The sequence below is a fragment of the Camelimonas sp. FR25 genome, from assembly GCF_059740505.1.
This window is the reverse complement of the sequence record NZ_JCAWFG010000095.1, coordinates 75,882-101,438: the sequence shown is the minus strand read 5'-3', so window position 1 is coordinate 101,438 and position 25,557 is coordinate 75,882. Positions and strand designations below refer to the sequence as shown.

Annotated in this window: 21 protein-coding genes; 7 read left to right on the top strand and 14 right to left on the bottom strand. The window is 65.9% G+C overall.

Annotation, left to right across the window (positions count from 1 at the left end; all coding sequences use genetic code 11):
* Positions 1 to 413: 413 nt before the first annotated feature.
* The 14 genes from AC6A67_RS14045 to AC6A67_RS13980 all read right to left on the bottom strand — a co-directional run bounded on the left by AC6A67_RS14045 (position 414) and on the right by AC6A67_RS13980 (position 17,397).
* Complete coding sequence (locus AC6A67_RS14045) at positions 414 to 1,040, bottom strand: EpsG family protein (RefSeq protein WP_498037181.1); 627 nt, start codon at positions 1,038 to 1,040, stop codon at positions 414 to 416.
* Positions 1,041 to 1,318: 278 nt separating this feature from the next.
* Entirely contained in the window at positions 1,319 to 2,215 is an 897-nt protein-coding gene (gene folD, locus AC6A67_RS14040; protein WP_498037180.1) for a bifunctional methylenetetrahydrofolate dehydrogenase/methenyltetrahydrofolate cyclohydrolase FolD, read from the bottom strand.
* 177 nt (positions 2,216 to 2,392) lie between these two features.
* Entirely contained in the window at positions 2,393 to 3,028 is a 636-nt protein-coding gene (locus tag AC6A67_RS14035) for a sarcosine oxidase subunit gamma (RefSeq protein WP_498037179.1), read from the bottom strand.
* The gene (locus AC6A67_RS14030; RefSeq protein ID WP_498037178.1) at positions 3,021 to 6,026 is read right to left on the bottom strand and encodes a sarcosine oxidase subunit alpha family protein; all 3,006 of its coding nucleotides are present in this window, start codon (positions 6,024 to 6,026) and stop codon (positions 3,021 to 3,023) included. The genes AC6A67_RS14035 and AC6A67_RS14030 overlap by 8 nt, the downstream gene beginning before the upstream one ends.
* Entirely contained in the window at positions 6,023 to 6,328 is a 306-nt protein-coding gene (locus tag AC6A67_RS14025) for a sarcosine oxidase subunit delta (protein ID WP_498037177.1), read from the bottom strand. Before AC6A67_RS14025 ends, AC6A67_RS14030 begins: the two co-directional genes overlap by 4 nt.
* Positions 6,329 to 6,420: 92 nt before the next feature.
* Positions 6,421 to 7,674 carry a sarcosine oxidase subunit beta family protein gene (locus tag AC6A67_RS14020; protein ID WP_498037176.1) on the bottom strand — a complete coding sequence of 418 codons (1,254 nt, stop codon included), beginning with the start codon at positions 7,672 to 7,674 and terminating at the stop codon, positions 6,421 to 6,423.
* Positions 7,675 to 7,748: 74 nt separating this feature from the next.
* Positions 7,749 to 8,633 (bottom strand): formyltetrahydrofolate deformylase, encoded by an 885-nt coding sequence (purU, locus tag AC6A67_RS14015; RefSeq protein WP_498037175.1) that lies wholly within the window; start codon positions 8,631 to 8,633, stop codon positions 7,749 to 7,751.
* 108 nt (positions 8,634 to 8,741) lie between these two features.
* Positions 8,742 to 10,049 carry a type III glutamate--ammonia ligase gene (glnT, locus tag AC6A67_RS14010; RefSeq protein ID WP_498037174.1) on the bottom strand — a complete coding sequence of 436 codons (1,308 nt, stop codon included), beginning with the start codon at positions 10,047 to 10,049 and terminating at the stop codon, positions 8,742 to 8,744.
* A gap of 171 nt (positions 10,050 to 10,220) precedes the next feature.
* Positions 10,221 to 11,552 (bottom strand): FMN-binding glutamate synthase family protein, encoded by a 1,332-nt coding sequence (locus tag AC6A67_RS14005; protein ID WP_498037173.1) that lies wholly within the window; start codon positions 11,550 to 11,552, stop codon positions 10,221 to 10,223.
* A gap of 11 nt (positions 11,553 to 11,563) precedes the next feature.
* Positions 11,564 to 12,250 carry a GltB/FmdC/FwdC-like GXGXG domain-containing protein gene (locus tag AC6A67_RS14000; RefSeq protein WP_498037172.1) on the bottom strand — a complete coding sequence of 229 codons (687 nt, stop codon included), beginning with the start codon at positions 12,248 to 12,250 and terminating at the stop codon, positions 11,564 to 11,566.
* A 116-nt stretch (positions 12,251 to 12,366) separates the two neighbouring features.
* Positions 12,367 to 13,269 carry a class II glutamine amidotransferase gene (locus tag AC6A67_RS13995; protein ID WP_498037171.1) on the bottom strand — a complete coding sequence of 301 codons (903 nt, stop codon included), beginning with the start codon at positions 13,267 to 13,269 and terminating at the stop codon, positions 12,367 to 12,369.
* Positions 13,270 to 14,209: 940 nt separating this feature from the next.
* Positions 14,210 to 14,962 carry an ethanolamine ammonia-lyase subunit EutC gene (eutC, locus tag AC6A67_RS13990; protein WP_498037170.1) on the bottom strand — a complete coding sequence of 251 codons (753 nt, stop codon included), beginning with the start codon at positions 14,960 to 14,962 and terminating at the stop codon, positions 14,210 to 14,212.
* On the bottom strand, positions 14,962 to 16,392 hold the full coding sequence (locus AC6A67_RS13985) for an ethanolamine ammonia-lyase subunit EutB (RefSeq protein WP_498037169.1): 1,431 nt from the start codon (positions 16,390 to 16,392) through the stop codon (positions 14,962 to 14,964). Before AC6A67_RS13985 ends, eutC begins: the two co-directional genes overlap by 1 nt.
* 330 nt (positions 16,393 to 16,722) lie before the next feature.
* Positions 16,723 to 17,397, bottom strand: a complete 675-nt coding sequence (locus tag AC6A67_RS13980) for a GntR family transcriptional regulator (RefSeq protein WP_498037168.1) — start codon at positions 17,395 to 17,397, stop codon at positions 16,723 to 16,725.
* Positions 17,398 to 17,492: 95 nt separating this feature from the next.
* On the opposite strand from AC6A67_RS13980, the gene AC6A67_RS13975 reads away from it, so the two are divergent.
* From AC6A67_RS13975 to AC6A67_RS13945, 7 genes are all read left to right on the top strand, one after another.
* Entirely contained in the window at positions 17,493 to 18,323 is an 831-nt protein-coding gene (locus tag AC6A67_RS13975; protein WP_498037167.1) for a sulfite exporter TauE/SafE family protein, read from the top strand.
* A gap of 87 nt (positions 18,324 to 18,410) precedes the next feature.
* Complete coding sequence (locus AC6A67_RS13970) at positions 18,411 to 20,030, top strand: ABC transporter substrate-binding protein (protein WP_498037166.1); 1,620 nt, start codon at positions 18,411 to 18,413, stop codon at positions 20,028 to 20,030.
* Between the two features lie 7 nt (positions 20,031 to 20,037).
* On the top strand, positions 20,038 to 20,985 hold the full coding sequence (locus AC6A67_RS13965) for an ABC transporter permease (RefSeq protein ID WP_498037165.1): 948 nt from the start codon (positions 20,038 to 20,040) through the stop codon (positions 20,983 to 20,985).
* On the top strand, positions 20,982 to 21,872 hold the full coding sequence (locus AC6A67_RS13960) for an ABC transporter permease (RefSeq protein WP_498037164.1): 891 nt from the start codon (positions 20,982 to 20,984) through the stop codon (positions 21,870 to 21,872). Before AC6A67_RS13965 ends, AC6A67_RS13960 begins: the two co-directional genes overlap by 4 nt.
* Positions 21,869 to 22,864: an ABC transporter ATP-binding protein gene (locus tag AC6A67_RS13955; protein ID WP_498037163.1), complete on the top strand. Its 996-nt coding sequence runs from the start codon at positions 21,869 to 21,871 to the stop codon at positions 22,862 to 22,864. Before AC6A67_RS13960 ends, AC6A67_RS13955 begins: the two co-directional genes overlap by 4 nt.
* Positions 22,861 to 23,832 carry an oligopeptide/dipeptide ABC transporter ATP-binding protein gene (locus AC6A67_RS13950; RefSeq protein WP_498037162.1) on the top strand — a complete coding sequence of 324 codons (972 nt, stop codon included), beginning with the start codon at positions 22,861 to 22,863 and terminating at the stop codon, positions 23,830 to 23,832. Before AC6A67_RS13955 ends, AC6A67_RS13950 begins: the two co-directional genes overlap by 4 nt.
* 38 nt (positions 23,833 to 23,870) lie before the next feature.
* On the top strand, positions 23,871 to 25,457 hold the full coding sequence (locus AC6A67_RS13945; RefSeq protein WP_498037161.1) for a gamma-glutamyltransferase family protein: 1,587 nt from the start codon (positions 23,871 to 23,873) through the stop codon (positions 25,455 to 25,457).
* Positions 25,458 to 25,557: the final 100 nt, after the last annotated feature.

The following is a 25,557-nucleotide window of genomic DNA, read 5'->3' as shown; positions in this document are numbered from 1 at the left end:
AACGACAGGCCAGGCTGTCAAGCCAACCTACTGATACCACTCAACTTAATTTCTGATCAGACACTCAGCATACGCTTCAGGTGACTGCTTCCGCTCCAAAGATAGCGATGCACATTGGCCGCGATCACTCCATGCGGCCAGACCGTGACGTCAAAGCGCAGTGGCGGGTGTCACGAATGCACCGGCTCCTGCAATGGTCCGCCACCGCAGCGTCCGCTTCAGGCCTGTCCCGCGTGGCGAGGTTCTACCCTGCCCCCAGCGTAACACGCGCCATGTCGGGCCCCTGCGAACCCTTGGCGAGCCTGGAGCCGGTTCAGGCCCAGGGCTATCGACGCGGGGCCCGGTTAACCAAACCCGAACAACCAGGTTCGATATGGGAGATAGCAGGCCGCAAACAGGCTAGACGTGGCGATTCACACCGTCATGAACAGCAGTAACATGATATAAGGCGCGATAACCAGCATGTCTCGATGCGCCAAGGTGCGAAAACTGCCTATTCGTGCGAATATCACAGTTTGGAGCGGGACGAGATAGTACCCAAGTCGGTCGGAAATTACAGTAGATATTGGCAAAAGGCCCATCGCGCCGATCATCACCAGGGCGCCATAGGTGACGAAATTGTAGTCCGAAGGCGACTCTCGCTGCCAGCAGCGGCGCAGCAAGACAAAATAGAACGCTCCGCTCAACACAATCAGGCCGATCCTGAACACGGCGCCGAAAGCTTCCGAGCCCGAATTGATGTATCGCCCGCTGGCCTCCTCCCCCGCGTCGCCTGTAACGAGCAGATATGCGCCGGGAACCGCCAGCAAAACTGCAGTAGCCACACGAGCGCGCGTGATCTTCCTGCCGACCAGTGGCGTCAACAGGAAAAAAATGGCGGCGCTACTGTGGAACCCGGTTGCCACCAACACCCAGAACGCATAAGCGAGCGCCCGCCCGTCCAACAGTCGCACCAGGGCGATGCAAAGTAACCCTATCGCTGCACCCTGTCGAACGGCTGACATTGGCACGTTGATGATCAGCACAGGAAAAAGCAGCACAAGGAAGCCGAGTGACGCCTGGCGCCGCCTGATACCAGGATGCGAAGATGCTGAGGCAGCCGCATCCTGAAATGCTCAGGCGCCGCACGGGCTTAGCCAGAATCCGATCTATCACGCTCATCGGGTTCTGCTATGAACCGTCGTTGCGCGCCAGTCCTGTTCAGCCCTCGCGGCGCGCGCACACATGAGCCACTGACCTGCCCCGAGACACCGGGCGCAGCAGCAGCGCCGCGCCCGGGAGGGGCGACCCAGTGGCCATTCAGTTCGATGGCGACGCGTCAAGCGGCGCTGGCCAGTTGCGCGGCGTCGAAACGGCGTTCGGCGGCGGTCAGGGTGTTGCGGAGGAGGCAGGCGATGGTCATGGGGCCGACGCCGCCGGGGGCCGGGGTGATGTATCCGGCGATCTCGCTCACCTCGTCAAAAGCGACGTCGCCGACGATGCGTCCACGTGTTGCGCCAGGCTCCGGCGGCAGGCGGTTGATGCCGACGTCAATGACGATGGCGCCTGGCTTGATCCAGTCCTTGCGCACCAGCCCCGGGCAGCCCGCCGCCACCACGACAATGTCTGCCTGGCGGCACAGCCCCGGCAGGTCCACCGTGTCGAGATGGGTGACGATGATGGTGGCGTCGGCGTTGAGCAGCATCTGGGCGGCGGGCTTGCCGACCAGCACCGAGCGGCCGATCACCAGGGCGTTGAGACCCCGCAGGTCCTGGACGACGGTGTTGATCAGCAACATGCAGCCCAACGGCGTGCATGGCGCGAGGCCAGGCAGCCCGCTGGCGAGGCGACCGGCGTTCTCCGGGTGCAGGCCGTCGACATCCTTGGTCGGCGCGATCGCCTCGATAATACGGCCAGCGTTGATGTGCTGCGGCAGCGGCAATTGCACCAGAATGCCGTCGACCGCCTCATCTGCGTTGAGCCGCGCGATCAGCGCCAGCAGCTCGGCCTCCGTGGCGCTTTCCGGCAGCCGGTGTTCAAAGCTCTCCATGCCGGCTTCGACCGTCAGGCGGACCTTTGAGGCGACATAGACCTGGCTGGCGGGATCGGAGCCAACAAGCACGACGGCCAGACCAGGCTTGCGACCCATGCGACGCGCCAGTTCGGCCGCGCCCCGGGCGACGTCTGCCCGCAAAGTGGCTGCGACGGCCTTGCCGTCGATGATCGTGGCGCTCATCCTGTGCGCTCCCCTCTCCATCTGCTGGTCGGTGTGATCGGGCGCGTGAGCGGGACGCGCCAACCCGTTGGCGGGAGCGTTGGCCCCCGCCCTGCAATCAACTCCACGGCCTGTTGCTGGCCACGGACACGCCAGTGTGCTGATCTCGCGGCGCGGCATGCGCCCGGCGGGCGCGCTTCAGCCCGTGGTCATGCCGAACTCGGCGGCGCTTTCCTCCAGCCAGTGGAAGAAGCTGCCGGCGAGTGAGCGGAAAACCGCCACATCGAAACAGCCGCCGGCCAGTTCGGCGCCATCGGCCAGCGGCGTGCCATCCACGCGCCAGACAATGCCGCCGACGAGAGAAATGTCCGTCACTGCAGCCTTGCCGGGCGGAAAGTTCGCCGGGTGCAGGTCGAGCGGCGCGCCCTTGGCCAGCACCGCCCGCACCTTCGGACCGGACAGACGCAGCACGCCATAACCCGACGACTGGTCGGACACCGAGGCGAGGCCTTCCAGCGTCGCCGCCAGATCCCGGGCGAAACGCCAGCCGCCGCCTGGCGACACCGCCAGCCAGCTGCCTGGGGCGACGCCGATGAACGCCAGCCGACCATCGCCGCTGACCACGGGCTCATTGCGCAGGGTTACGCCAAAACTGGCGTTGACGGCGGCGGCAAGGGCGGCGAACTGGCCCTTGCGCACGATCACCGTGGCGAGGCCCAGGTCGGTCCGCTCGGAAACAGCCAGGCCCGCCGTCCCCCTTGGCGCGGCATGACCTGCGGCCCGCGCCAGATGCTCCGCGAACGGCGTGATGGCTTGCAGGGTCATCTCAGCCATGGTGGCGGCTCCCATCTGGATCAAAGAACACTGGCGAACACAGCTCCACGGCGACGTCGGAGCCGCGCAGCAGATCGACGACGCGCATCTGCTCGCCCAGGCGTTGCGGCCCGCGCTGCACCAGCGCCAGGGCGATGAAGCTGTTCAGGGTTGGCGACCAGCAGGTCGAGGTGACATAGCCCTGGTCGTTGGCGGTGGTCGGCGCCGCGCCCGGCTCCAGCAGATGGGCCCCGCCGGTGATGGGCTGGCGTGGATCAAGCGGCCTGAGGCCAACCAGCTGCAGGCGATCGCCGTCGACGAGGCCATCGCGATAGGCCAGCGCCTTGCCGACAAAGTCCTTCTTCGTCGACATCATCTTGCCCAGCCCCACGTCCTGCGCCGTGGTCCCGACCATTTCGGGGCCACCGACATGGCCCTTTTCGATACGCATCACGCCGAGCGCTTCCGAGCCATAGGTGCAGGCGCCGAACGCCTCGCCCACCGTGTCCAGCGCCCGCGACAGCGCCTCGCCGTAATTGGCGGGAACCGCGATCTCATAGGCCATCTCGCCCGAGAAGGAGATGCGGAACAGCCGCACCGGCACGCCGGCCCATTCGAACGCCGCCACCGCCATGAAGGGGAAGGCTTCGTTCGACAGATCAATGGCGTCGCCAAGCAGCTTCTGCAGCAAGGCGCGCGACTTCGGGCCAGCCACCGCATAGGCGGCCCAGGTCTCGGAGACCGAGGCCAGTTGCACGTCCATGTGCGGCCACAGCTTCTGCGCGCAATAGTTGAGGTGCTTCATCACCCGCGCCGCATTGGCCGTGGTGGTCGAGATGACGAAGTGTTCGGGGCCGAAACGGGCCACCGTGCCATCGTCGAGAATGAAGCCATCCTCGCGCAGCATCACGCCATAGCGGGCCTTGCCGACCGGCAGCAAGGCGAAGGCGTTGATATAGACGCCATTGATGAACGCGGCGGCGTCGGGCCCCTGGATCTCGATCTTGCCCAGGGTGGAAACGTCGCAAATGCCGGCGTTGCTGCGGGTGGTCGTCACCTCGCGGTTCACCGTATCGCGCCAGAAGCTCTCGCCTGGCTGGGCGAACCATTGTGGGCGCATCCACTGCCCGGTCTCCACGAAAGTCGCGCCCTTGGCCCTGGCGTGCTCATGGTCGGACACGAGACGGGTCGGCTTGAACGACTTTTCGCGGGCGTGGCCGGCGAACGCGGCGATGGCGACAGGCACCGAAGGCGACCGCGCCGTGGTCGTGCCGACCTTCTCCATCGGGCTGGCCTGCAACTCGGCCATGATAGCGTGACCGTTGACATTCGACAGCTTGCCCTGGTCCGTGGCCATGCCAAGCGTGGTGTAACGCTTGAGCAGTTCGACCGAGCGATAGCCCTCACGGTGCGCCAGCGCCACGTCGGAGGCGGTGACATCGTGCTGGAAATCGACGAAAGCCTTGCCCTTCAGCGCCTTGCCGCCGCGACCCTGCACCCGCCACAGCGGGGTCATGGCGCTCGGGGCGTCCACCGCTTGCGGTGGGCCGCCGACCGCGCCGTCGAGACCACAGGCCTGGGCGGCGGAAATGCCCGCCTCATGGCCCGAACGCAGCGCCGCGCCGAGGCCGCGGGGACCTGCGGCCGCGCCAGCCACCGTCATGCCCGGCGGCAGCCCGCCAGGCCGGAATGCGGCGTATTGCTCAGACCACACCGGACGGTGATTGAGGTGGGTGGTCAGGGCGATATGCGGGTTGAAGCCGCCTGACACCGCCAAAAGGTCCGCATGCACATGGTGGCAGCGGCCTTCGCCATCCATCACGGTGACGCCGGTCAGCGCCTTGCCGCCGGAGGTCTCGACGACCACGGCGCCGGTCATCACCTTGAGACCGAGCGCATTGGCCCGCTGCAACAAGGCGGGATCGACGGCCTGACGGGAATCGACGATGACGCCGACGCCGGCCCCGAGCGCCGCCATGTCGAAGGCGGCGCGCCAGGCCTCGTCATTATTGGTGAAGAAGCTGGGATTGCGCCCGGCCAGCACGCCGAAGCGATTGGCGTAAGCGCGCACGGCGCCGGCCAGCATCACGCCGGGCCGGTCATTGCCCGGGAACACCAGCGGCCGTTCAATGGCGCCGGCGGCCAGCACGCTGCGCGTCGCCGTGATACGCCACAGGCGCTGGCGCGGCTTGCCGGTTTCCGGCTGCGGCAGGTGATCGGAGACCTTCTCAAGGGCGCCGAACACGCCGCTATCATAGGCGCCGAACACCGCAGTGCGCGGCATCAAGGTCACCTCGGGCATGGCGGCGAGTTCGCTCAGCGCCGCATTCAGCCAGTCGTGGCCAGGGCGACCGTCGATGTCGCCATCGGTCTCGGCGAGCAGTCGGCCGCCGAGGCGGAAATCCTCGTCACACAGGATGACGCGCGCGCCGGAGCGACCAGCCGCCAGCGCCGCGGCGATGCCCGCCGGGCCTGCGCCGATGACCAGCACGTCGCAGAACGCATATGCCTTTTCATAGTGGTCGGGATCGGCGACGTCAGCGGCGCGACCAAGCCCTGCGGCCCGGCGGATCAGCGGCTCATAGACCTTCTCCCAGAAGGCTCCAGGCCACATGAAGGTCTTGTAGTAGAATCCGGCGACGAAGAACGGCGAGAACAGGCCATTGACGGCGCCGACGTCGAAATCCAGCGACGGCCAGCGGTTCTGGCTCTGTGACGTCAGCCCGTCGAACAGCTCGACCGTGGTGGCCTTGCAGTTGGGCTCGCGGCGAGCGCCCTCCCCCAGCTCCACCAGCGCATTGGGCTCTTCCGGACCTGCGGTCATGACGCCGCGCGGCCGGTGATACTTGAACGAACGGGCGACCAGCTTCACCCCATTGGCCAGCAGGGCCGACGCCAGGGTGTCGCCCTCGCGACCCTCATAGCTGCGGCCGTCGAAGGAGAAGCGCACCGGCTTGTGGTGATTGACCAGCCCGTGACCGGGGATGCGCTGAGAAGCGCCCTGCGCGAGGGTCGTCATTGTCCTGCCTCCGGGCGTGCAAGCGACACAGAGAAGATGTCATGGGTGCGGTTATCGCGCTCGATCAGCAGCCAGGAGCGGCAGCCGTGGTCGTGGCACCACCAGCCGCGGCTGCGGCCCAGGGGGTTGTCGCGCAGATAAACGGCGTCATAAGCAGATGCTTGCGGGCCTGTCGCGCTGACCGCGCCGCCGCCCTTGCCGGGCTCAGAGGCGTCGCGGGCTGCATCGGCCTCGCAGGCCTCGCCAAGAAAGGTGAATTCGCGCAGATCGCGTGATCCGCAATAGGGGCAGTTGATGCGCATGGGTGGCGCTCCTGTCGCGTCTCGCCTTGGCGGGTCCGTGCAACCCGCCGCATCCCCGAAGCGCCGTCCGCTGGCGACGGCGCCTCAGGCGGTCAGTGCAGATTTGGCTGTGCGCCCTGGGATTTTTCGTCGATCATCAGGCCGCGCGCGAAACGGTCGAGGCGGTAGGCCGCCGCCACGTCAACGGGCTGTCCAGTGGCCATCAGATGGGCGAAGCAATGGCCCGACGCCGGGGTGGCCTTGAAGCCGCCGTAGCACCAGCCGGCGTTGAGATAGAGGCCCTCGACCGGCGCCTTGTCGATGATCGGCGAGCCATCCATCGACATGTCCATGATGCCGCCCCAGGAGCGCAGCATGCGCACGCGGCCGATGCGCGGCATCAAACCCATGGCCCCTTCGCAGACGTCCTCGACGGTCGGCAGATTGCCGCGCTGGGCATAGGAATTGTAGCCGTCGATATCGCCGCCGAAGACGAGGCCGCCCTTGTCGGACTGCGAGATGTAAAAGTGACCGGCGCCATAGGTGACGACCGTGTCGATGAACGGCTTGATCGCCTCGGAGACAAAGGCCTGCAGCACATGGCTCTCGATCGGCAGACGCAGGTCGGCCATGGCGGCGACGCGCGAGGAATTGCCCGCGACCGCGACGCCGACCTTGGGCGCCAGGATGCGGCCCCGGGTGGTTTCGACGCCGGTGACGGCGCCGCGGCTGTCGCGCACGAAGCCGGTGACCTCGCAATTCTGGATGATGTCGACGCCGCGCTCCGAGGCCCCCCTCGCGTAACCCCAGACAACCGCATCATGGCGGGCGGTGCCGGCGCGCCGCTGGGTGAGTCCGCCGCGAATGGGGAAGCGGGCGTTGTCGAAATTCAGGAACGGCAGCTCCTTCTGCACGTCCTCGCGCGACAGCAGCTGGGCGTCGACGCCGGCGAGGCGCATGGCGTTGCCACGCCGGATGAAGGCGTCGCGCTGGGCGTCGGAATGGTAGAGGTTGATGACGCCGCGCTGCGAGACCATCGCGTTGTAGTCGAGGTCCTGCTCCAGCCCCTCCCACAGCTTCATCGACAGCTCGTAAAACGCCGTATTGCCTGGCAGCATGTAATTCGAGCGGATGATGGTGGTGTTGCGCCCGGCGTTGCCGGAGCCGATCCAGCCCTTCTCCAGCACGGCGACATTGGTGAGGCCGTGGTTCTTGGCCAGATAATAGGCCGTGGCGAGGCCGTGACCGCCGCCGCCAATGATGATGGCGTCATAGGCGCCCTTCGGCGTGGCGTCGCGCCAGGCTGGCTTCCAGTTACGGTGACCGGTCAGGGCGTTGGCGGCCAGGGACAGGAATGAGTAGCGCATGGGAAGCCCGTTTTCCTGATGGGTTCCGGAGCAGCAGGGCGGCTCCGGCGCCGGAAGCAGTTGTGAGGGGCGCCTCAGCCCATGCGGGCTGAAGCGTAATCGCCGGGGCTGGCCGGGAAGATCACCGTGCGGTCGCCGTTGAGGAAGACGCGGTGATGGATGTGGGCGTGGATGGCGCGCGACAGCACCTGGGCCTCAACGTCACGACCAATGGAGACATAATCGGACGCGTTCTGGGCATGGGTGATGCGGGCGACGTCCTGCTCGATGATCGGACCTTCGTCGAGATCGGCGGTGACGTAATGGGCGGTGGCGCCAATCAGTTTCACGCCGCGTCCATAAGCCTGTTTGTAGGGGTTGGCCCCCTTGAAGCTCGGCAGGAAAGAGTGGTGGATATTGATGATGCGGCCGGACATGGCCTGGCACATCTCATCCGACAGGATCTGCATGTAGCGCGCCAGCACGATCAGCTCCGCGCCGGTGGAGCGCACGATGTCCATGATGCGCGCCTCGGCCACAGGCTTGTTGGCCGCCGTCACCGGAATGTGGTGGAACGGGATGTCGTGGTTCACCACCAGCTTCTGATAGTCGAAGTGGTTGGAGATCACCGCGACAATGTCGATGGGCAGGCCGCCGATCTTCCAGCGATACAGGATGTCGTTGAGGCAGTGGCCGAAGCGCGACACCATCAACACCACCTTCATCGGATGGGCCGGGTCATGGAATTCGGCGGTCATGCCAAACTCGTCGGCGACAGGCGCGAACGCCTCGCGGATCTCGGCGAGGCTGGCGCCAGCTTCTGAACGGAAGGCGACGCGCATGAAGAAGCGCTCGGTGTCGCCATCGTCGAACTGCGCGCTGTCGACAATGTTGCAACCCTTGCCCGAGAGGCAGCTTGAGATCGCCGCGACGATTCCGCGGCGCGAGGCGCAGGTCACTGTGAGGATGTAGTGGCTCATGTCGTAGGCTTCCGTCATCGCGGCGGGCGCAAGGCCAGGTGAGGCGGGCGGCGTCAGGCGGGCGAGGCCCGCGTCAGCGGATGGCGCCGCCAGCGCGGCGCCCCTGCCTCAGATGTCCAGCGTGGTGTCGCGCTCCCAGGCAGTGAGATGGTTGCAATAGGCCTGCCATTCCTGGGTCTTCAGCTTGATGTAGGCGGCGGAGAAGTCAGCGCCCATGGCCTGGGTGAGGCCTTCGTCAGCCTCATAGGCGCGCAGGGCGTCGAGCAGGTTGAGCGGCAGCTTCGGCGCGTCCGTCACCAGATGGCCGTCGCGGTACATGTCGATGTCGTGGTGCGGGCCAGGGTCGGCCTTGCTGCGCAGGCCGTCGAGGCCAGCGGCGATGATCACCGCCTGCAGCAGGTAGGGATTGACGGCGCCGTCGGGCAGCCGCAGCTCGAAGCGGCCAGCGCCGGGCACGCGCACCATGTGGGTGCGGTTATTGCCGGTCCACGTCACCGAATTCGGCGCCCATGTCGCGCCGGAAATGGTGCGCGGCGCATTGATGCGCTTGTAGGAATTGACCGTCGGGTTGCAGATCGCCGCCAGCGCCGAGGCGTGCTTCATGATGCCGCCGAGGAAGTGACGGCCATTGTCGGACAGGGCGAAAGGCTTCGACTTGTCGGCGAAGACATTGGTCTTGCCGTCAAGGTCCCAGACCGAGATGTGGGCGTGGCAGCCATTGCCGGTGAGGCCCATGAAGGGCTTGGGCATGAAGGTGGCGCGCAGGCCATGCTTCTCGGCGACCGACTTGACGAGGAACTTGAAGAAGGAGTGCTTGTCAGCGGTGGCGAGCGCGTCGTCATACTCCCAGTTCATCTCGAACTGGCCGTTGGCGTCCTCATGGTCGTTCTGATAGGCCTTCCAGCCCAGATCGAGCATGGCGTCGCAAATTTCGGCGATGACGTCATAGCGGCGCATCACCGCCTGCTGGTCGTAGCAGGGCTTCACCGCATTATCGAGCGGATCGGAAATCTGCTGGCCATCCGCGGTGGTCAGAAAGAATTCAGGCTCGACGCCGGTCTTGACGCGCAGGCCCAGCTCGGCGGCTTCAGCGACGAGGCGCTTCAGCACCACGCGCGGCGCCTGCTGCACCGGCTTTTCTTCCATCACGCAATCCGACGCCACCCAGGCGACGTCCGGGCGCCAGGGCAGGCGGATGACCGACGGCGCGTCGGGCACGGCGAACAGGTCCGGGTGGGCCGGGGTCAGGTCGAGCCAGGTGGCGAAACCGGCGAAGCCAGCGCCGCCCGACTGCATCTCGGCGATGGCCTGGGCCGGCACCAGCTTGGCCCGCTGTCCGCCCATCAGGTCGGTGTAGCTGACCATGAAATACTTTACGCCAGTGTCCGCGGCGTAGGCGGCGAGATCAGTGATCATGACAGCCCTCGACTGAAGCTGGGTGCGCGCCGCGCCGCCCCCTGGCGCGCTGGCTGCCGACCCGTTGTTGGTGTTGTCCTGTTGTCCAGGCGACCGCACGCCGCCTGAACCATCGCCGGAGCAAGAGATTTGGCCGGGCTGGCGCGACACGCTGGCGCCAGCCCTCGCCGATCAGAAGCCGCCAGTGACGCCCGGGATCCAATTGGTGCCGGCCAGCGGCACCTTCGCCATGGCCGAGGCCTCGATGGTCAGCGCCACCAGATCTTCCGGCTCAAGGTTATGGACGTGGTTGTGGCCGCAGGCGCGGGCGATGGTCTGGGCTTCCAGCGTCATCACCTTCAGGTAGTTGGCGAGGCGACGGCCCGCCGCCACCGGGTCGAGGCGCGCCGCCAGCTCCGGGTCCTGGGTGGTGATGCCGGCCGGGTCGCGGCCCTCGTGCCAGTCGTCATAGGCGCCGGCGGTGGAGCCGAGAGCCTGGTATTCCGCCTCCCAGCGCGGGTCCTGGTCACCGATGGCGACGAGCGCGGCGGTGCCGATGGCCACGGCGTCGGCGCCCAGCGCCAGCGCCTTGGCGACGTCGGCGCCAGAGCGAATGCCGCCAGAGACGATCAGCTGCACCTTGCGATGCATGCCAAGGTCCTGCAGGGCCTGAACCGCCGGGCGGATGCAGGCCAGCGTCGGCATGCCGACGTTCTCGATGAACACGTCCTGGGTGGCGGCGGTGCCGCCCTGCATGCCGTCGACCACCACCACGTCAGCGCCAGCCTTCACGGCGAGGGCGGTGTCGTAATAAGGGCGCGCGCCGCCAACCTTGATGTAGATCGGCTTTTCCCAATTGGTGATTTCGCGCAGCTCAAGGATCTTGATCTCAAGATCGTCCGGACCAGTCCAGTCAGGATGGCGGCAGGCCGAGCGCTGGTCGATGCCCTTGGGCAGATTACGCATCTGGGCGACGCGGTCAGAGATCTTCTGGCCGAGCAGCATGCCGCCGCCGCCGGGCTTGGCGCCCTGGCCCACCACCACTTCAATGGCGTCGGCGCGGCGCAGGTCGCGCGGGTTCATGCCGTAGCGCGACGGCAGGTATTGGTAGACCAGCGTCTGGCTGTGGCCGCGCTCCTCATTGGTCATGCCGCCATCGCCCGTGGTGGTCGAGGTGCCGGCGATGGTCGCGCCACGGCCGAGGGCCTCCTTGGCGGCGCCGGACAGCGCGCCAAAGCTCATGCCGGCGATGGTGATCGGCGTCTTCAGGGTGATCGGCTTCTTGGCGAAGCGCGAGCCGAGCACGACCGTGGTGTCGCACTTCTCGCGATAGCCCTCGAGCGGGTAACGCGACATCGAGGCGCCGAGGAAAAGCAGATCGTCGAAGTGCGGCAGCTTGCGCTTGGCGCCAGCGCCACGGATGTCATAGATGCCGGTGGCGGCGGCGCGACGGATCTCCGCCAGCGTATAATCGTCGAAGGTCGCGGACTTGCGCGGCGGGGTGCGGGTAAAAGGTTGGGACATGGCCCCCTCCGTCAGTATGCGTCAGCGTTGTCGATGTTGAAGTTGTAGAGCTTGCGGGCCGAGCCGTAGCGCCTGAACTCTTCCGGCTTGACCCCAGAGATCCCAGCCTTCGCAAGAAGATCTGCGAGGATTTCAAGATGCTCCGGGCGCATGTCCTTCTCGATGCAATCGGAGCCAAGGCTGTCGACCTTGCCGCGCACGAACAGGCGCGCCTCATAGAGGCTGTCGCCGAGCGCATCGCCCGCATCGCCAAGCACCACCAGATTGCCCGACTGCGCCATGAAGGCGGACATGTGGCCGACCGAGCCCTCGACGACGATGTCGATGCCCTTCATCGAAATGCCGCAACGGGAGGAGGCGTTGCCACGGATCACCAGCAGGCCGCCTTGGCCAGTGGCGCCAGCGTATTGCGAGGCGTCGCCTTCGATCACCACCTTGCCGGCCATCATGTTTTCGGCGACGCCCGGGCCAGCGGAGCCATGCACGACGATGTCGCCGCCGTCATTCATGCCGCCGCAATAATAGCCGACCGAGCCATGGATGCGGACGGCGACCGGCTTGTCGACGCCCACGGCGACGGCATGGGCGCCACGCGGATTGAGAACCTCAAAGACGGTGTCATTGGCGATGTCAGCGACGGTGTGCAGCGCTTCATTGAGGCTGCGCAACGGCGTTTCCGCCAGGTCGAACGCGGGCATGATAATGCTCCAGAAGTCAGCGCAGGTTCGGCGGCGCCAAGGCGGCGCGGCGGCTGCGTCAATCGCGGATCAGGGCGGCCGCCATGCTGCGGCGGCCGCGCGTCAGTGAGACGGGATCAGGCGGCGGCGCGATCCCAGAAATAGACGGTGGCCGGGCGCGGCTCCCAGACGCGGGCGGTCTCGATGCCCGGCAGATTGGCCAGCGCGCGGTATTCCGAACCAAACGCCACATATTGGTCGGTCTCGGCCATCACGGCGGGCTTGCAGGCGATCGGGTCGCGCAGCACGCCAAAACCATCCCTGGTGCCGACGACGAAGGTGAAGAAGCCGTCGAGCTGGTCGAGCGCCGAAGTCAGCGCGTTGCCAAGATTGTGGCCCTCGGCCATCTGCGCCGAGATAAAGGCGGCGGCGACTTCCGAGTCATTTTCGGTTTCGAACGCCATGCCCGCAGCCTTGAGGCGACGGCGCAGATTATTGTGGTTCGACAGCGAGCCATTGTGCACGAGGCACTGGTCAGGCCCGGTCGAGAACGGGTGAGCGCCCAGGGTGGTGACGGCGGATTCGGTGGCCATGCGGGTATGGCCGACGCCATGGGTGCCCGACATGCTGGCGATGTCGAAACGCTTCACCACGTCTTCGGGAAGGCCGACTTCCTTGAAGATGGCGATGTTTTCGCCCGCGCTCATGATGCGCAGCTGCGGCGCCACCTGCTTCAGCGCGGCGCGGGTCGCTTCAACGCGATCGGCGGCGATGGTGATGATGGCGTGCGTGTCGCGCACGTCGACGTCAGCTTCCCTAACGAAAGAAGCAAGCTTCTCGCCGAGTCCAGCGTAATCCTCAGCCGGATTCGACGTCTGCACAGTAATCCGGGCCACACCTTCAGCGCCGCCGCCGTAAATGGCGATGCCCGCGCTGTCTGGGCCGCGATCAGTCATAGTAACGAGCATGTCTGCGAGCAATGCGCCAAGGCGCGGCTCCAGCGCCTTGTCCTTCAGAAACAGCCCAACAATGCCGCACATGGGTTAGCGCCTTTCGTGTGAACTTGTTGAAGTGAAGGTTGCAGGGAACGCCATCGGATTCAACTAAAAAGAATAAAAGTTTCCTGAGTGGCAAAAATTTCCGCAGAACAGCTTAGGCTGCAAGCAACAATTGAGCGCTTCATGAGCAGTTTGCAGCGTCATCTGCCCAATACATCGGCGCCTGAGTTTCACTGCGGCGCGCGCCGCCCCCCACAGCGGCGCAAACGCTCACCTTGAGGAAACACGCCGCCCTCCCCCGTGCCGCCTCTCGCAAGAACGGGGCCAGACGCCAGAGCAGACCGGAAGGCATGGGTGATCGGGCCGTGCGCGGCGAGACTGGCGACCACTTGCGGCCCAAGCAGCCCCACCCCAGCCCTCATGCCCGCGCTCGTCGCGGGCATCCACGCGTAACCGGCGCAACACGCCCCCCACAGCCAAAAACGTGGATGGTCGGGTCAAGCCCGACCATGACGCAGGCAAAATGGCGCTGCGGAGGCGGCAGGCTGGCGCCACGGCGCGGAGAGGCTGGAGACCACTCGCGGCCCAAGAAGCCCCCAACCCAAGCCGCCATACCCGCGCTCGTCGCGGGCATCCACGCGTTACCGGCGCAATACGCGCCCAACAACCGAAGATGTGGATGGTCGGGTCAAGTCCGACCATGACGGCGGCAAAATGGCCATGCGGTAGAGGTGGCTGGCGCCACGGTGCGGCGAGGCTGGCGATCACGCGCGGCCCAAGCAGCCCCAACCCAAGCCGTCATGCCCGCGCTCGTCGCGGGCATCCACGCGTTTACCGGCGCAATACGCCCAACAACCGAAGACGTGGATGGTCGGGTCAAGCCCGACCATGACGGGGGCAAAACGGCGCACCACAGGCGGTAGGCGCGCTGTTATGGAGCGGCGGCACGGGCGCTCCCCGCCGACCGGCTAAATTCTGGCGGTTAGCCTTCCAGCAGCGACGACGCCACCGACGTCAGCGCGGCGTCAGGCGCGGCCTCTTTCAGGTCAACGCCAGTCAGTCCGAGGCGCAGCGCGGCCCGCGCCAGCCAGGCGATTTTGGCCGCCGCGACCTCTGGCGCGAGGCCCTGGGCGTGAATGTTGGAGACGCAATTGCGCTGGTGATCGCGCGCGCCAGGCGCCGCGCCAAAAGTGAGGTAGGCGCCCAGTGAATCGGCGGTCGACAGCCCCGGCCGCTCGCCGATCAGCACCAGCGCCATGCGGGCGCCCATGGCGGCGGCGATGTCATCGCCGATCGCCACCCGCCCCTGCGCCGCCAGGACCACTGGCGCGATGTTGAAATCCGCCAGGGCGGCGATCCCCGCCCTGGCTGTGGCGGCGCCATGGCGCTCCACCGCCCGCGATGACAGGCCGTCGGCGATGACCACCACCAGATCCCACGGCCCATGCGGCAACACAGCCGCTGCGCCATCGGCGAGCTGACGCCCCAAATCGGGACGGCGCAAATAGCTGCTGCGATCGGGAGCGGCGCTGCGCACGGTGAGCGCGGGCCACGGCGCCAGACGCGCGGCGATGGCTGCAAAATCCACCTGGCCATGCACGGCGTCGCGGGCCATGGCGTGGGCGCCCTGAAACGCCAGCAATTCCTGCGTGGGCAGCCCGTCGCCCGCGCGCCCCAGCCCGACACGGGCATGGGTGCGCTGGCGCAGCAAATCGTAAAGCGCAACATCACCCATCACAAACCTCCTGAGGCGAGCAGGTGCGACAGCAGCGGCGCGCCCGGCGCTGTCGGCGGCGTCCGGCCAGAGGCGTCGGCGATCTGCATGTGCTGCAGCCACGCCTCAAACTCTGGCGCCGGTCGCAGGTTGAGCAGATGGCGCAGACGCAGCACATCATGGTGCGACAGGCTCTGGTAGTTCAGCATGATATCATCCGCCCCCGGCACGCCGATGACGAAACTCACGCCAGCATTGGCCAGTAATAACGCCAGGTTATCCATGTCATCCTGGTCAGCTTCCGCATGGTTGGTGTAACAGACGTCACAGCCCATGGGCACGCCGAGCAGCTTGGCGCAAAAATGATCCTCGAGACCGGCCCGGATGATCTGTTTGGCGTCAAAGAGATATTCCGGCCCGATAAAGCCGACGACCGTATTGACCAGCAACGGATTATAGGCGCGCGCCACCGCATAGGCGCGCGCCTCCACGGTCTGCTGGTCGACGCCGTGGTGGGCGCCGGCTGACAGCGCCGCGCCCTGGCCGGTCTCGAAATACATGACGTTCTGCCCCACCTCGCCACGTTGCAACGACAGGGCGGCCGCCTGCGCCTCGGCCAGCAGATCCAGCGTCACGCCAAAACTCTGGTTGGCGAGCTGGGTGCCGGCGATCGACTGGAACACCAGATCGAGCGGCGCCCTACGATTGATCGCCTCGATCGAGGTGGTGACATGGGAAAGGATGCAGGATTGGGTCGGAATGGCGAAACGCTGGCGCAGCTCGTCCAGCATCACCAGAAGGCGCGTGCAGGCCTCGACATTGTCGGTCGCGGGATTGACGCCAATGACGGCGTCGCCCACCCCCATCAGGAGGCCGTCGATGGTCGCGGCGGCGATGGCCACCGGATCGTCCGTGGGGTGGTTGGGCTGCAGCCGCGACGCCAGCCGCCCCTTTTGCCCGATGGTTGTGCGGAAGCCGGTGACCACCTCAACCCTGGCGGCGATCTGGATCAGGTCGCCATTGCGGCACAGTTTGGAGACGGCGGCGACCATCTCCGGCGTCAGACCTGGCGCCACAGCCGCGAGCGCTGCGGCGTCGGTGTCCCAGGCCAGCAGCCATTCGCGAAATTGCCCCACGGTCATTGACGACACCGGTGCAAATGCCGCTGCGTCATGGCTATCGATAATCAGCCGCGTCACATCATCCGCCTCATAGGGCACAAGCGCCGTCGTGAGGAACCGCGCCAGCGGCACATCGGCTAACGCGATGCGCGCCGCCACACGGCGCGCGTCGCTGTCGGCGCCCAGACCCGCCAGCTCATCGCCAGACCGTGGTGGCGAGGCGCAGGCCATAAGGGTCTTTAAATCATCAAAGACATGGGTCTCGCCGCCGAGCCGGGCGCGAAAGCCGCTGCGCGCCACAGGGGCGCCACATGCATCATCTGTCGTCATCTGGTGGTCCTGATGCCGGCGCGGGCGCGCCAGGCCTGTGCGTCATGCGTTCTGCGCAGCCGCCCACGATCAAACCGCCGGAGCCTCGACCCTGGGTCAGCCCTGGTCTTCACTCCGTAACTTCCTGGATCTGGTCCCTCGCGAACCACCGGACGTGGTCGTCTGGCGGCAAGGAGCCCGGCCAGTCGTGGCAAGCCCGCGTGCAATACCGACGCGCTGCCCCGCCGGGGACCAACCTAACAGCGTTCCGCCACAAGGCGGCGCGGCAATATCAGCGGCGCGCAGGCGCCAGCGCCGTCTCGTGCGGCGCCCTGCGCAAAACCTGGGCACTCACCCGCGTTTCAGCATGCGGGTGACGTTCAGCGACACGGCGGTCATGTGGTCGAGCATGGCGACATGGGCGTCGCGCGGATTCTCATTCAACACCGCCTCCAGCACCCGGCGATGCTCGGTCTGCGAGGCGTGCAGGCGATCGGTCTGGCGAAACTGCGCCTGACGATAGGGCGCCGTGCGCAGGCCGAGATTATGGCTGATCTCAAACAGGCTGGCGTTGTGGGCGCCTTCGAGCAATATGCTGTGGAAACGGGCGTTCAGCCCGGTGTAGCTGTCATTGTCCTCGCGCGCCGCAGCGTCCTCGCCCTCCTCAACGCATTCGGCCAGCAACCGCCGCTCCATCGCCGTCATGCGCAAGGCGGCGAACTGGGCGCACAGCGATTCGATCTCACCATGCGCCTCGAACAAATCACTCAGCTCGGTGAACACCAGCCGCCGCACCTGCAGGGCCCGACGCGGGCCGCGCTCCACCAGCCCCGCCATCATCAGCCGCTGCAACGCCTCGCGCACCGGCGTGCGTGACACGCCAAAGCGCGCCGCCAGCCCCAGCTCGCTCAGCACGTCGCCAGGGGCCAGCACGCCTTCAACGATCTGATCCACCAGCGCCGCATACAGCATCTCGGCGACGCGCTCGCTTCCATCATCGGCCACTGCCGCAGAATTAATCAGCATCGCCCACCCTGATCAGAATTTCATCTTGTCGTTTGTATACATATGCCACCAGCATAATACACATCCAAGCACCGGCATGCAAAGTTTCTGCGGCAATGATCCTTACCTTCCAGTCTTTTGCGGTTCTCACGGCCGCCCTTGTCTCGACCGGCGTCGCCGCTGGCCTGCTGGCCGGCCTGCTCGGCGTCGGCGGCGGCATCGTCATTGTGCCGGTGTTCTCCTTTGTCCTCGACATGCTCGGCTATACGCCCGGCGTCGCCATGCATGTGGCGGTCGGCACCTCGCTGGCGACCATCATCGCCACGTCGATCGCATCGATCCGCACCCATCACAACAAGGGCGCCGTTGACCTCGCGCTGTTGCGGCGCTGGGCCCCGGCGATGTTCATCGCCGCCGGCGCCGGCGGCGTCGCCGCCCGTTATATCGACGGCGCGCAGCTCAAGCTGGTGTTCGCCTGCATCGCCGTGCTGGTGGCCATCAACATGCTGCTGCCGCGCAAGCTGGTCATTGCAGAGCATCTGCCGCAGGGCGCAGCTGGTCGCGCCGGCCTGCCAGGCTTCATTGGCTTTGTCTCGGCGCTGATGGGTATTGGCGGCGGCACGCTGTCGGTGCCGTTGCTCACCGCCTTCAACTATCCGGTGCACAAGGCGGTGGGCACCGCCGCAGCTTTCGGCCTCGTCATCGCCGTTCCCGCCACCGCCGGCTTCATCTGGGGCGGGCTGGGCGTCGAAGGTCGCCCCGCATTCTCGCTCGGCTACGTCAATCTGCTCGCCGCAGCGCTGATTTTCCCGATCACCGTCGTCATGGCCCGCCAGGGCGCACGCATGGCGCATGCCATTCGCCCCGAGCTCCTCAAGCGCCTGTTCGCCGTGTTCCTCGGCGTCACCGCGCTCCGGATGTTCTGGTCGATTTTCGCAGGAGGTTAAACCGGAAACTACTGGGTCACGTGTCCCGCTTTTATTGCAGAAACGCGCACACCGCCACGAAACAGATGCAAGAGGGGAAGTAAAGCAGTGACAAAGATCGACCATAAGTCCATTCTGATGGAGAAGGTGACCGCCGACCTCAGCCGTCGCGGCTTCCTCAAGGGCACCGGCCTCGCCGCCGCTGCCGCCGCCACCACCAGCGCCGGCCTTGGCCTCGGCTCCTCTTCCGCTGCGGCGAAGAGCCCGCAGCACATCAATCTGGCCTGGGTGAAGCATGTCGATACGCTCGACCCGCATTTCACCGGTTTCCCTGAAGCCATCAAGATCATCAACAACATCCACAACGGCCTGTTGAAGGTGACCTATGACGGCAAGAAGGTCGCCTTCGTGCCGGATCTCGCCGAAACTTGGGAGATCGCCGACGACAAGGTGCACACCTTCAAGCTGCGCCCCAACGTCACCTTCCACGACGGAACGCCATTTGACGCCGAAGCGGTGAAGTTCTCGCTGGAGCGGGTGGCGAAGGGCCAGCCCAAGTCGCCGCATGCGTGGAAGCTTGATCTGCTTGAAAAGATCGAGATCATTGATCCGCTGACCATCAAGCTGACCTTTAGCAAGCCTTACGCCTTCCTGCCGGTGGCGCTCACGGGCTCGACCGGCCGCGCCGGCACCATCGTCTCGCCGGCCGCCGTGGCCAAGTTTGGCAAGGACTATGGCCGCAACCCCGTCGGCACTGGCCCGTTCAGGTTTGTCAGCTGGCGCGAGAACGCCACGATCGAGCTGGAGAAGAACCCGAATTATTTCGAGGAGGGTCTGCCCAAGCTCGACAAGGTCACCATCCGCCTGATGCCCGAGGCCTCGACCGCTGCGGCGGCGGTGCTGTCCGGCCAGGTGCATGGCATGAGCGATTGCCCGCCCATGTTCGTGCAGCAGATGAAGGCCAACAAGAACCTCAAGGTCTATGGCGAGATCGAGGGCAATTACTTCTTCCTCGGCATGAACTGCAAGAAGGGTCCGTTCGCTGATCCGAACCTGCGTCTCGCCGTGGCCTATGCGCTGGACCGCGACGTGATGATCCGCCAGGCCTATTTCGGCCAGGGCATTCCGGCGATCACGCCGATTTCGCCGCCCATGACCGATTTCTACGACCCGAATGTCGCAAAGAGCGGTCGCGGCCAGCGTTTCGACCTGGAGAAGGCCAAGGCCTATCGGGCCAAGGTGGCCGACCAGGGCGTCATTCAGCCTGTGTTCATCGTCTCCGAGCAGGGCAGCTTCGGCTCGCGTATCGCCCAGACGGCGCTGCCGATGCTGGAGAAGATCGGCATTAAGCCGAAGATCGAACTGCTGGAGCGCGCCGCCTGGGTCAGCCGCCGCAATTCAGGCGATTTCGACATCCTCGATTTCGGTTGGGAAGCTGACCTCGATCCGGATGAGACGTTGTTCCCGGAATTCAAGACTGGCGGTCCGTGGAACTTCTGGGGCTGGAGCAATCCGAAGTTCGACGAGCTGTGCGCCGCCGCCCAGGCCACCCTCGATCAGGCCGAGCGCAAGAAGCTCTACACCCAGGCCGAGGACATCCTGCTGGAGACCGCGCCGATCGCGCTGCTGACCCACATGCCGATCTTCAAGGTCTTCTCCAACAAGGTGAAGGGCTTCGAATACGTGCCGGTGGATCTGCTCAACCTTCACACGGTCAGTCTGGACTGATGCTAGCATGCTGACATTTGCGTTCAGGAAGGTTCTGCAAACCTTCGTCGTCCTCTTCATCGTCTCGGTCGCCAGCTTCAGCCTGCTGAAGATGGCGCCGGGCGACCCGGTCGAAATGAGCCTTGGCTCGGACTATTCGCCCGAGGCCCATGCGGCCATGGTGAAACAGCTCGGCCTCGACCGTCCGCTTTACGAACAGTATCTGCGGTGGGCCGGTGATTTTATTGTCGGGGACTGGGGAAACTCGTTTGTTGGCCGTGCGCCCATCTTTGAGATGGTCGTCATGGAAGCCCTTCCTGTCACGCTTTTGCTGGCGTCGTGCTCGCTGTTTCTGGCCATCGTGCTGGGCATCCCCCTCGGGGTGCTCGCCGCGGTGCGCCAGGGCAGCGTCTGGGACAATATTTCCGCCATCTTCGTGCTGACCAACACGTCGTTTCCGAGCTTTTATCTCGGCATCCTGCTGATCTGGGGCTTTGGCGTCTATTTCCAGATCTTCCCGGTGATGGGCTATGTCTCGCCACTCGAGGACCCGCTCGGCGCGCTCTATCACATGGTTCTGCCGGCGGTGACGCTGTCAGCCTATTTCATCGCCATGATCATGCGCGTCACCCGCGCCAGCATGGTCGAGGTGATGGGCCAGCCCTATATCGCCGCCGCCCGGGCCCGTGGCGAACCCATGCGCCGCGTCATTTGGGTGCACGGCATGCGCAACGTGCTGCTGCCGCTGGTAACGGTGATTGGCCTGCAGATTGGCCAACTGGTCCAGGGCGCCGTGCTCACCGAAACCGTGTTCTCGCTGCCTGGCATGGGCCAGACCATCACCCGCGCGGTGCTGGCGCGTGAATATGGCATCGTCCAGGCCGGCGTCATGACCGCCGCCCTCATCTTCGTCATCACCAATCTGGTGATCGATCTTCTTTACCCGCTGATTGATCCGCGCCTGAGGTCCCGATGACGGCTATCACCGCACCCTCCGCGCCACTGCGCCCGGCCCAACCCTCCGCCCTGTCGCGCATCGTGGCGCGTGGACGTCGGCGGCCGTTCTTCGCCCTGTCCTTCCTCGTCACGGCGGCCTTCGTGCTCTCGGCGATCTTCGCCCCATGGGTCGCGCCTTATAACCCCACGGCCCAGGACATGGCGGCGTTCATGTCGCCGCCCTCCGCCGCCCATTGGCTCGGCACCGACAGCTTCGGCCAGGACCTGCTGTCGCGCATCATCTACGGTGGGCGCACGGCGCTGGCGATCGGCTTCTTCTCGGTGCTGATCGGCGCGCTCGGCGGCCTCGCCGTCGGCCTCACCGCCGGCCTGATGGGCGGCCGGGTCGAATGGGCGCTGATGCGTCTCGTCGACTCCATCCTGGCGCTGCCGGCGCTGATCACCGCCATCGCGCTGATCTCGATCCTCGGCCAGGGCGTCGACAAGGTCATCCTCGCCGTCGGCATCGCCATGATCGGCCCCTTCGCCCGCATCGTCCGCGCTGACGTCATGCAGGTGAAGACCCAGGGCTACATCGAGGCGGCGCAGCTGATGGGCATTCCGCGCGGACGCATCGTCATTCGCCACATCATCCCCAACGTCATCTTCCCGCTCGCAGTGCAGCTGACCTTGCGTATGAGCGACGCCATCCTTGTCTCCTCCAGCCTGTCGTTCCTCAGCATCGGCGTGGCCCCGCCAACGCCGGACTGGGGGCTGATGATCTCCGAAGGTCGCAGCTTCGTCTCGTTCGCGCCCTGGATCTCCGGCGCGCCTGGCGCGGCGCTGACCATCCTGCTGGTGTCGCTGTCCGTGTTCGGCGACGGCATCCGTGAAGAATTTGACCCCAAGCTGAGGAGCGCAGGATGACCGCCACAGCCGTTTCCTCACCGTCAGCCACGGCGATGGCGCCCCTACTGACCCTCGACCATTTCTCGTTGCGGCGCGGCAAGCGCCTCGTGCTCGACGACGTCAGCTTCACGCTGCCGAAGGGCGAAACCGTGGCGCTGGTCGGCGAGTCCGGCGCCGGCAAGTCGACCATCGCCATGGCGCTGATGGGGCTGATCGACGGGCCGGAGGTTAAGGCCGACGGCGTCATCACCTATGACGATACCGGCGCCAATCTCGCTGGCGCCGATGAGAAGACCTGGGGCACGCTGCGCGGTCGTCGCATCTCCATGATCTTTCAGGATGCTGGCGCGGCCCTGAACCCCTGCTACACCGTGGGCAGCCAGCTGATGACGCCGCTGCGGCGGCTGAATGGCCTGTCGAAGCAGGCGGCGCGGGACAGGGCGCTTGAGCTGCTGAAGAGCGTCGGCATCAATGACCCGGAGGGCCGCCTCAACGCCTTTCCGCACCAGCTCTCTGGCGGCATGCAGCAGCGTGTGATGATCGCCATTGCGCTGGCCTGCGACCCGGAGCTGCTGCTGGCCGATGAGCCGACAAGCGCGCTGGACGTCACCATCCAGGCGCAGATCATCCGGCTTATCCTTGAGCAGACCCGCAAGCGCGGCGCTGCCTGCATCTTCGTGTTGCACGATCTGGCGCTGGCCTCCCAGGCCTGTGACTCCATCGTCGTGCTCTACGCCGGCCAGGTGATGGAGACCGGGCCATGCGACGCGGTGCTGCGCCGGCCGCTGCACCCCTACACCAAGGTGCTGAAGTCCTGCGTGCTCGAAATTGAGACCCAGGAGCTGGTCGCGCCGCAGGGCGGCGTGCCGCCGCTCGACGCCATGCCGAAGGGCTGCCGCTTCTGCACCCGCTGCGAACGCGCCCTGCCGAAGTGCGCCGACGACAAGCCGCCGCTGACCGAGGTTGATGGCCGCAAGGTCGCCTGCTGGAACCTGGAGGACCGCCCATGAGCGCTATCTTCGAGCTTCTGGATGTCGAGAAGAAGTACAAGGTCGCCGGCAAGCGCAAGTCGTGGTTGAGCGCCCCGGAGCCAGCCTGGCTGGCGGCGCTGGATGGCGTGCGCCTGTCGCTGGAAGCGGGCGAAAGCGTCGCTCTGGTGGGTGAATCCGGTTCGGGCAAGTCGACGCTGCTGCGTGTGCTGCTTGGCCTGACCGACGCCTCCGACGGGCGCGCGCTGTTTCGCGGCAAGTCGATCACCCAGCTCGAGGGCCAGGATCGCGACGATTTCACCCGCGATGTGGCGATGATCTATCAGGATGCGCGCGGCTCGCTGAACTCGCGCCTGCGCGTCGCCGATCTGATCCGCGAGCCGCTGCTGCATCACAAGATCTGCGCGCCGGAAGAATGCGACGCCCGCATCCTTGCGCTACTGGCCCGGGTTGGTCTCGCCGCCGACGCCGCCGAGCGATTTCCCAGCCAGCTCTCCGGCGGCCAGGTGCGGCGCGTCGCCATCGCCCGCGGCCTCGCCTCCAACCCCTCGGTGCTGATCGCCGATGAGGCCGTCTCTGGTCTTGACGTATCGACGCAGGCGCAATTGTTGACCTTGTTGCGCGAATTACAGCGCGATATGGGCCTGACATTGCTGTTTATTACTCATGACCTAGGGGTAGCTGCCTATTTGTGCGAGCGCATCGCCGTGATGTATCTTGGTCGCATCGTGGAGATGGGGCCAACCCGTCACGTTCTGGAAGCGCCCGCTCACCCCTACACCCGCGCGCTGCGGGTATCGGCGCCGGAGTTTTTCACCCCCATCCCGCCGCCTTTGCCCGGCGAGGCGCCCAGCCCCATCAATCTGCCGCCAGGCTGCCGCTTCGCCACCCGCTGTCCGGCGGCGACGGCGCCCTGCCGCAAGATTGATCCAGCCCTTGAGACCCTGTCTCCGGGGCACAGCGTCGCCTGTCTGAACCCGCTTTCCTGACACCGGCCTGACCCAAACTACCGACAAGGACGAGACCCATGAGAGACTTTTTCAGGCCCGGCCGCGATCCCGCCCTCGCCAGCGAGGCGATGATCGCGACATCGCATCCCCTGTCCACCGCCGCCGGCCTCGAAATCCTGTCTGAAGGCGGCAACGCCGTTGACGCGGTGCTCGCCGCCGTCGCCGTGCAGTGCGTCGTCGACCCGTTGATGACCGGCATTGGCGGCGACTGCTTCGCGCTCTATGCCCCGGCCGGCGGCGAGGTCATCGCCATGAATGGCTCGGGTCGCGCCCCGGCCGCCGCCACCGTAGACCGGCTCAAGGCTGAAGGCCTCACGGAGATCTCGCGCTTCAGTCCGCATGCCGTCACCGTGCCTGGCGCCGTCGCCGCCTGGGAGAAGCTGCACCGCGACTATGGCAAGCTGCCGTTTGGCCGCCTGCTGCAGCGCGCCATCGGCTATGCCGAGAACGGCTATCCGGTCACAGGTCGCGTCGCCCTCGACTGGGCGGTTGAAGCGCAGAATGTGGCGCGCGACCCCAACGCCGGCGCGCTGTTCCTGCCGCAGGGCGTGGCGTTGACCAAGGGAGAATGCCACGCCCAGCCGGCGCTGGCCGAAACCCTGAAGCTGATCGCGAAGCACGGCGCAAAGGCCTATTACACCGGCGATGTCGCCGCTTCTTCGGTCGCCTATCTGAAGAGCATCGGCGGCCTGCACGAGATGGAAGACTTTGAAAGCGCCGTCGATGGCGCCGATTATGTCACGCCGATCTCGATCCATTACAGCGACGTCGACGTCTATGAGTGCCCGCCCAATGGTCAGGGCCTCGCGGCGCTGATGATGATGAACATCCTGAAGGGCTTCGACCTCTCGGACAGCACGCCGCAGGCGCAGCGTATCCACCTGCACGCCGAGGCGGCCAAGCTGGCCTATTACCACCGCGACGCGCTGATCTCGGACCCGTCCACCCTGCCCTATCCGGTGGAGACGCTGCTCAGCGAGGACACCGCCGCCGCGCTGCGCGCACGCATCCGCATGGACAGCGTGCTCAAGCCGGCGCTGTGGAACGAGCCCGAACACAAGGACACCGTGTACATCACCTGCGTTGATCGCGACGGCAACGCCCTGTCGTTCATCAACTCGATCTTCAACGGCTTTGGCTCGACCCGGCTGGATCCGGCCACCGGCATCCTGTTCCACAGCCGCGGCTCGTCGTTCCGCCTTATCGACGGTCATCCCAACGCCATCGCGCCGCGCAAGCGCCCGATGCACACCATCATCCCGGGCATGGTGCGCAAGCAGGGCCGCACCATCATGCCGTTTGGCGTGATGGGTGGGCAGTATCAGGCGGCAGGCCACGCCGCATTCATCTCCGGCGTGTTCGACCGCGGCCTCAATGTGCAGGAGGCGATCGACGCGCCACGCAGCTTCTCCTTCGGCGGCGTGCTCGATCTGGAGACCACCATCAGCGCCGAGGTTGCGGCGGAGCTCACCGCCATCGGCCACAAGGTGCAGACCGCCTCGGCCCCGCTCGGCGGCGCCCAGGCGATCTTCATCGATCACGACAAGGGCTTCCTGCACGGCGGCTCCGACCAGCGCAAGGACGGCTCGGCTCTCGGGTTCTGATATCAGCACCCGGTGGGCATGTCTCAGCGGGTGCGGATCAAGCCCGTGCGGCGCCTGAGCATTTTAGGATGCGGATGCGTCAGCATCGTCGCATCCTGGT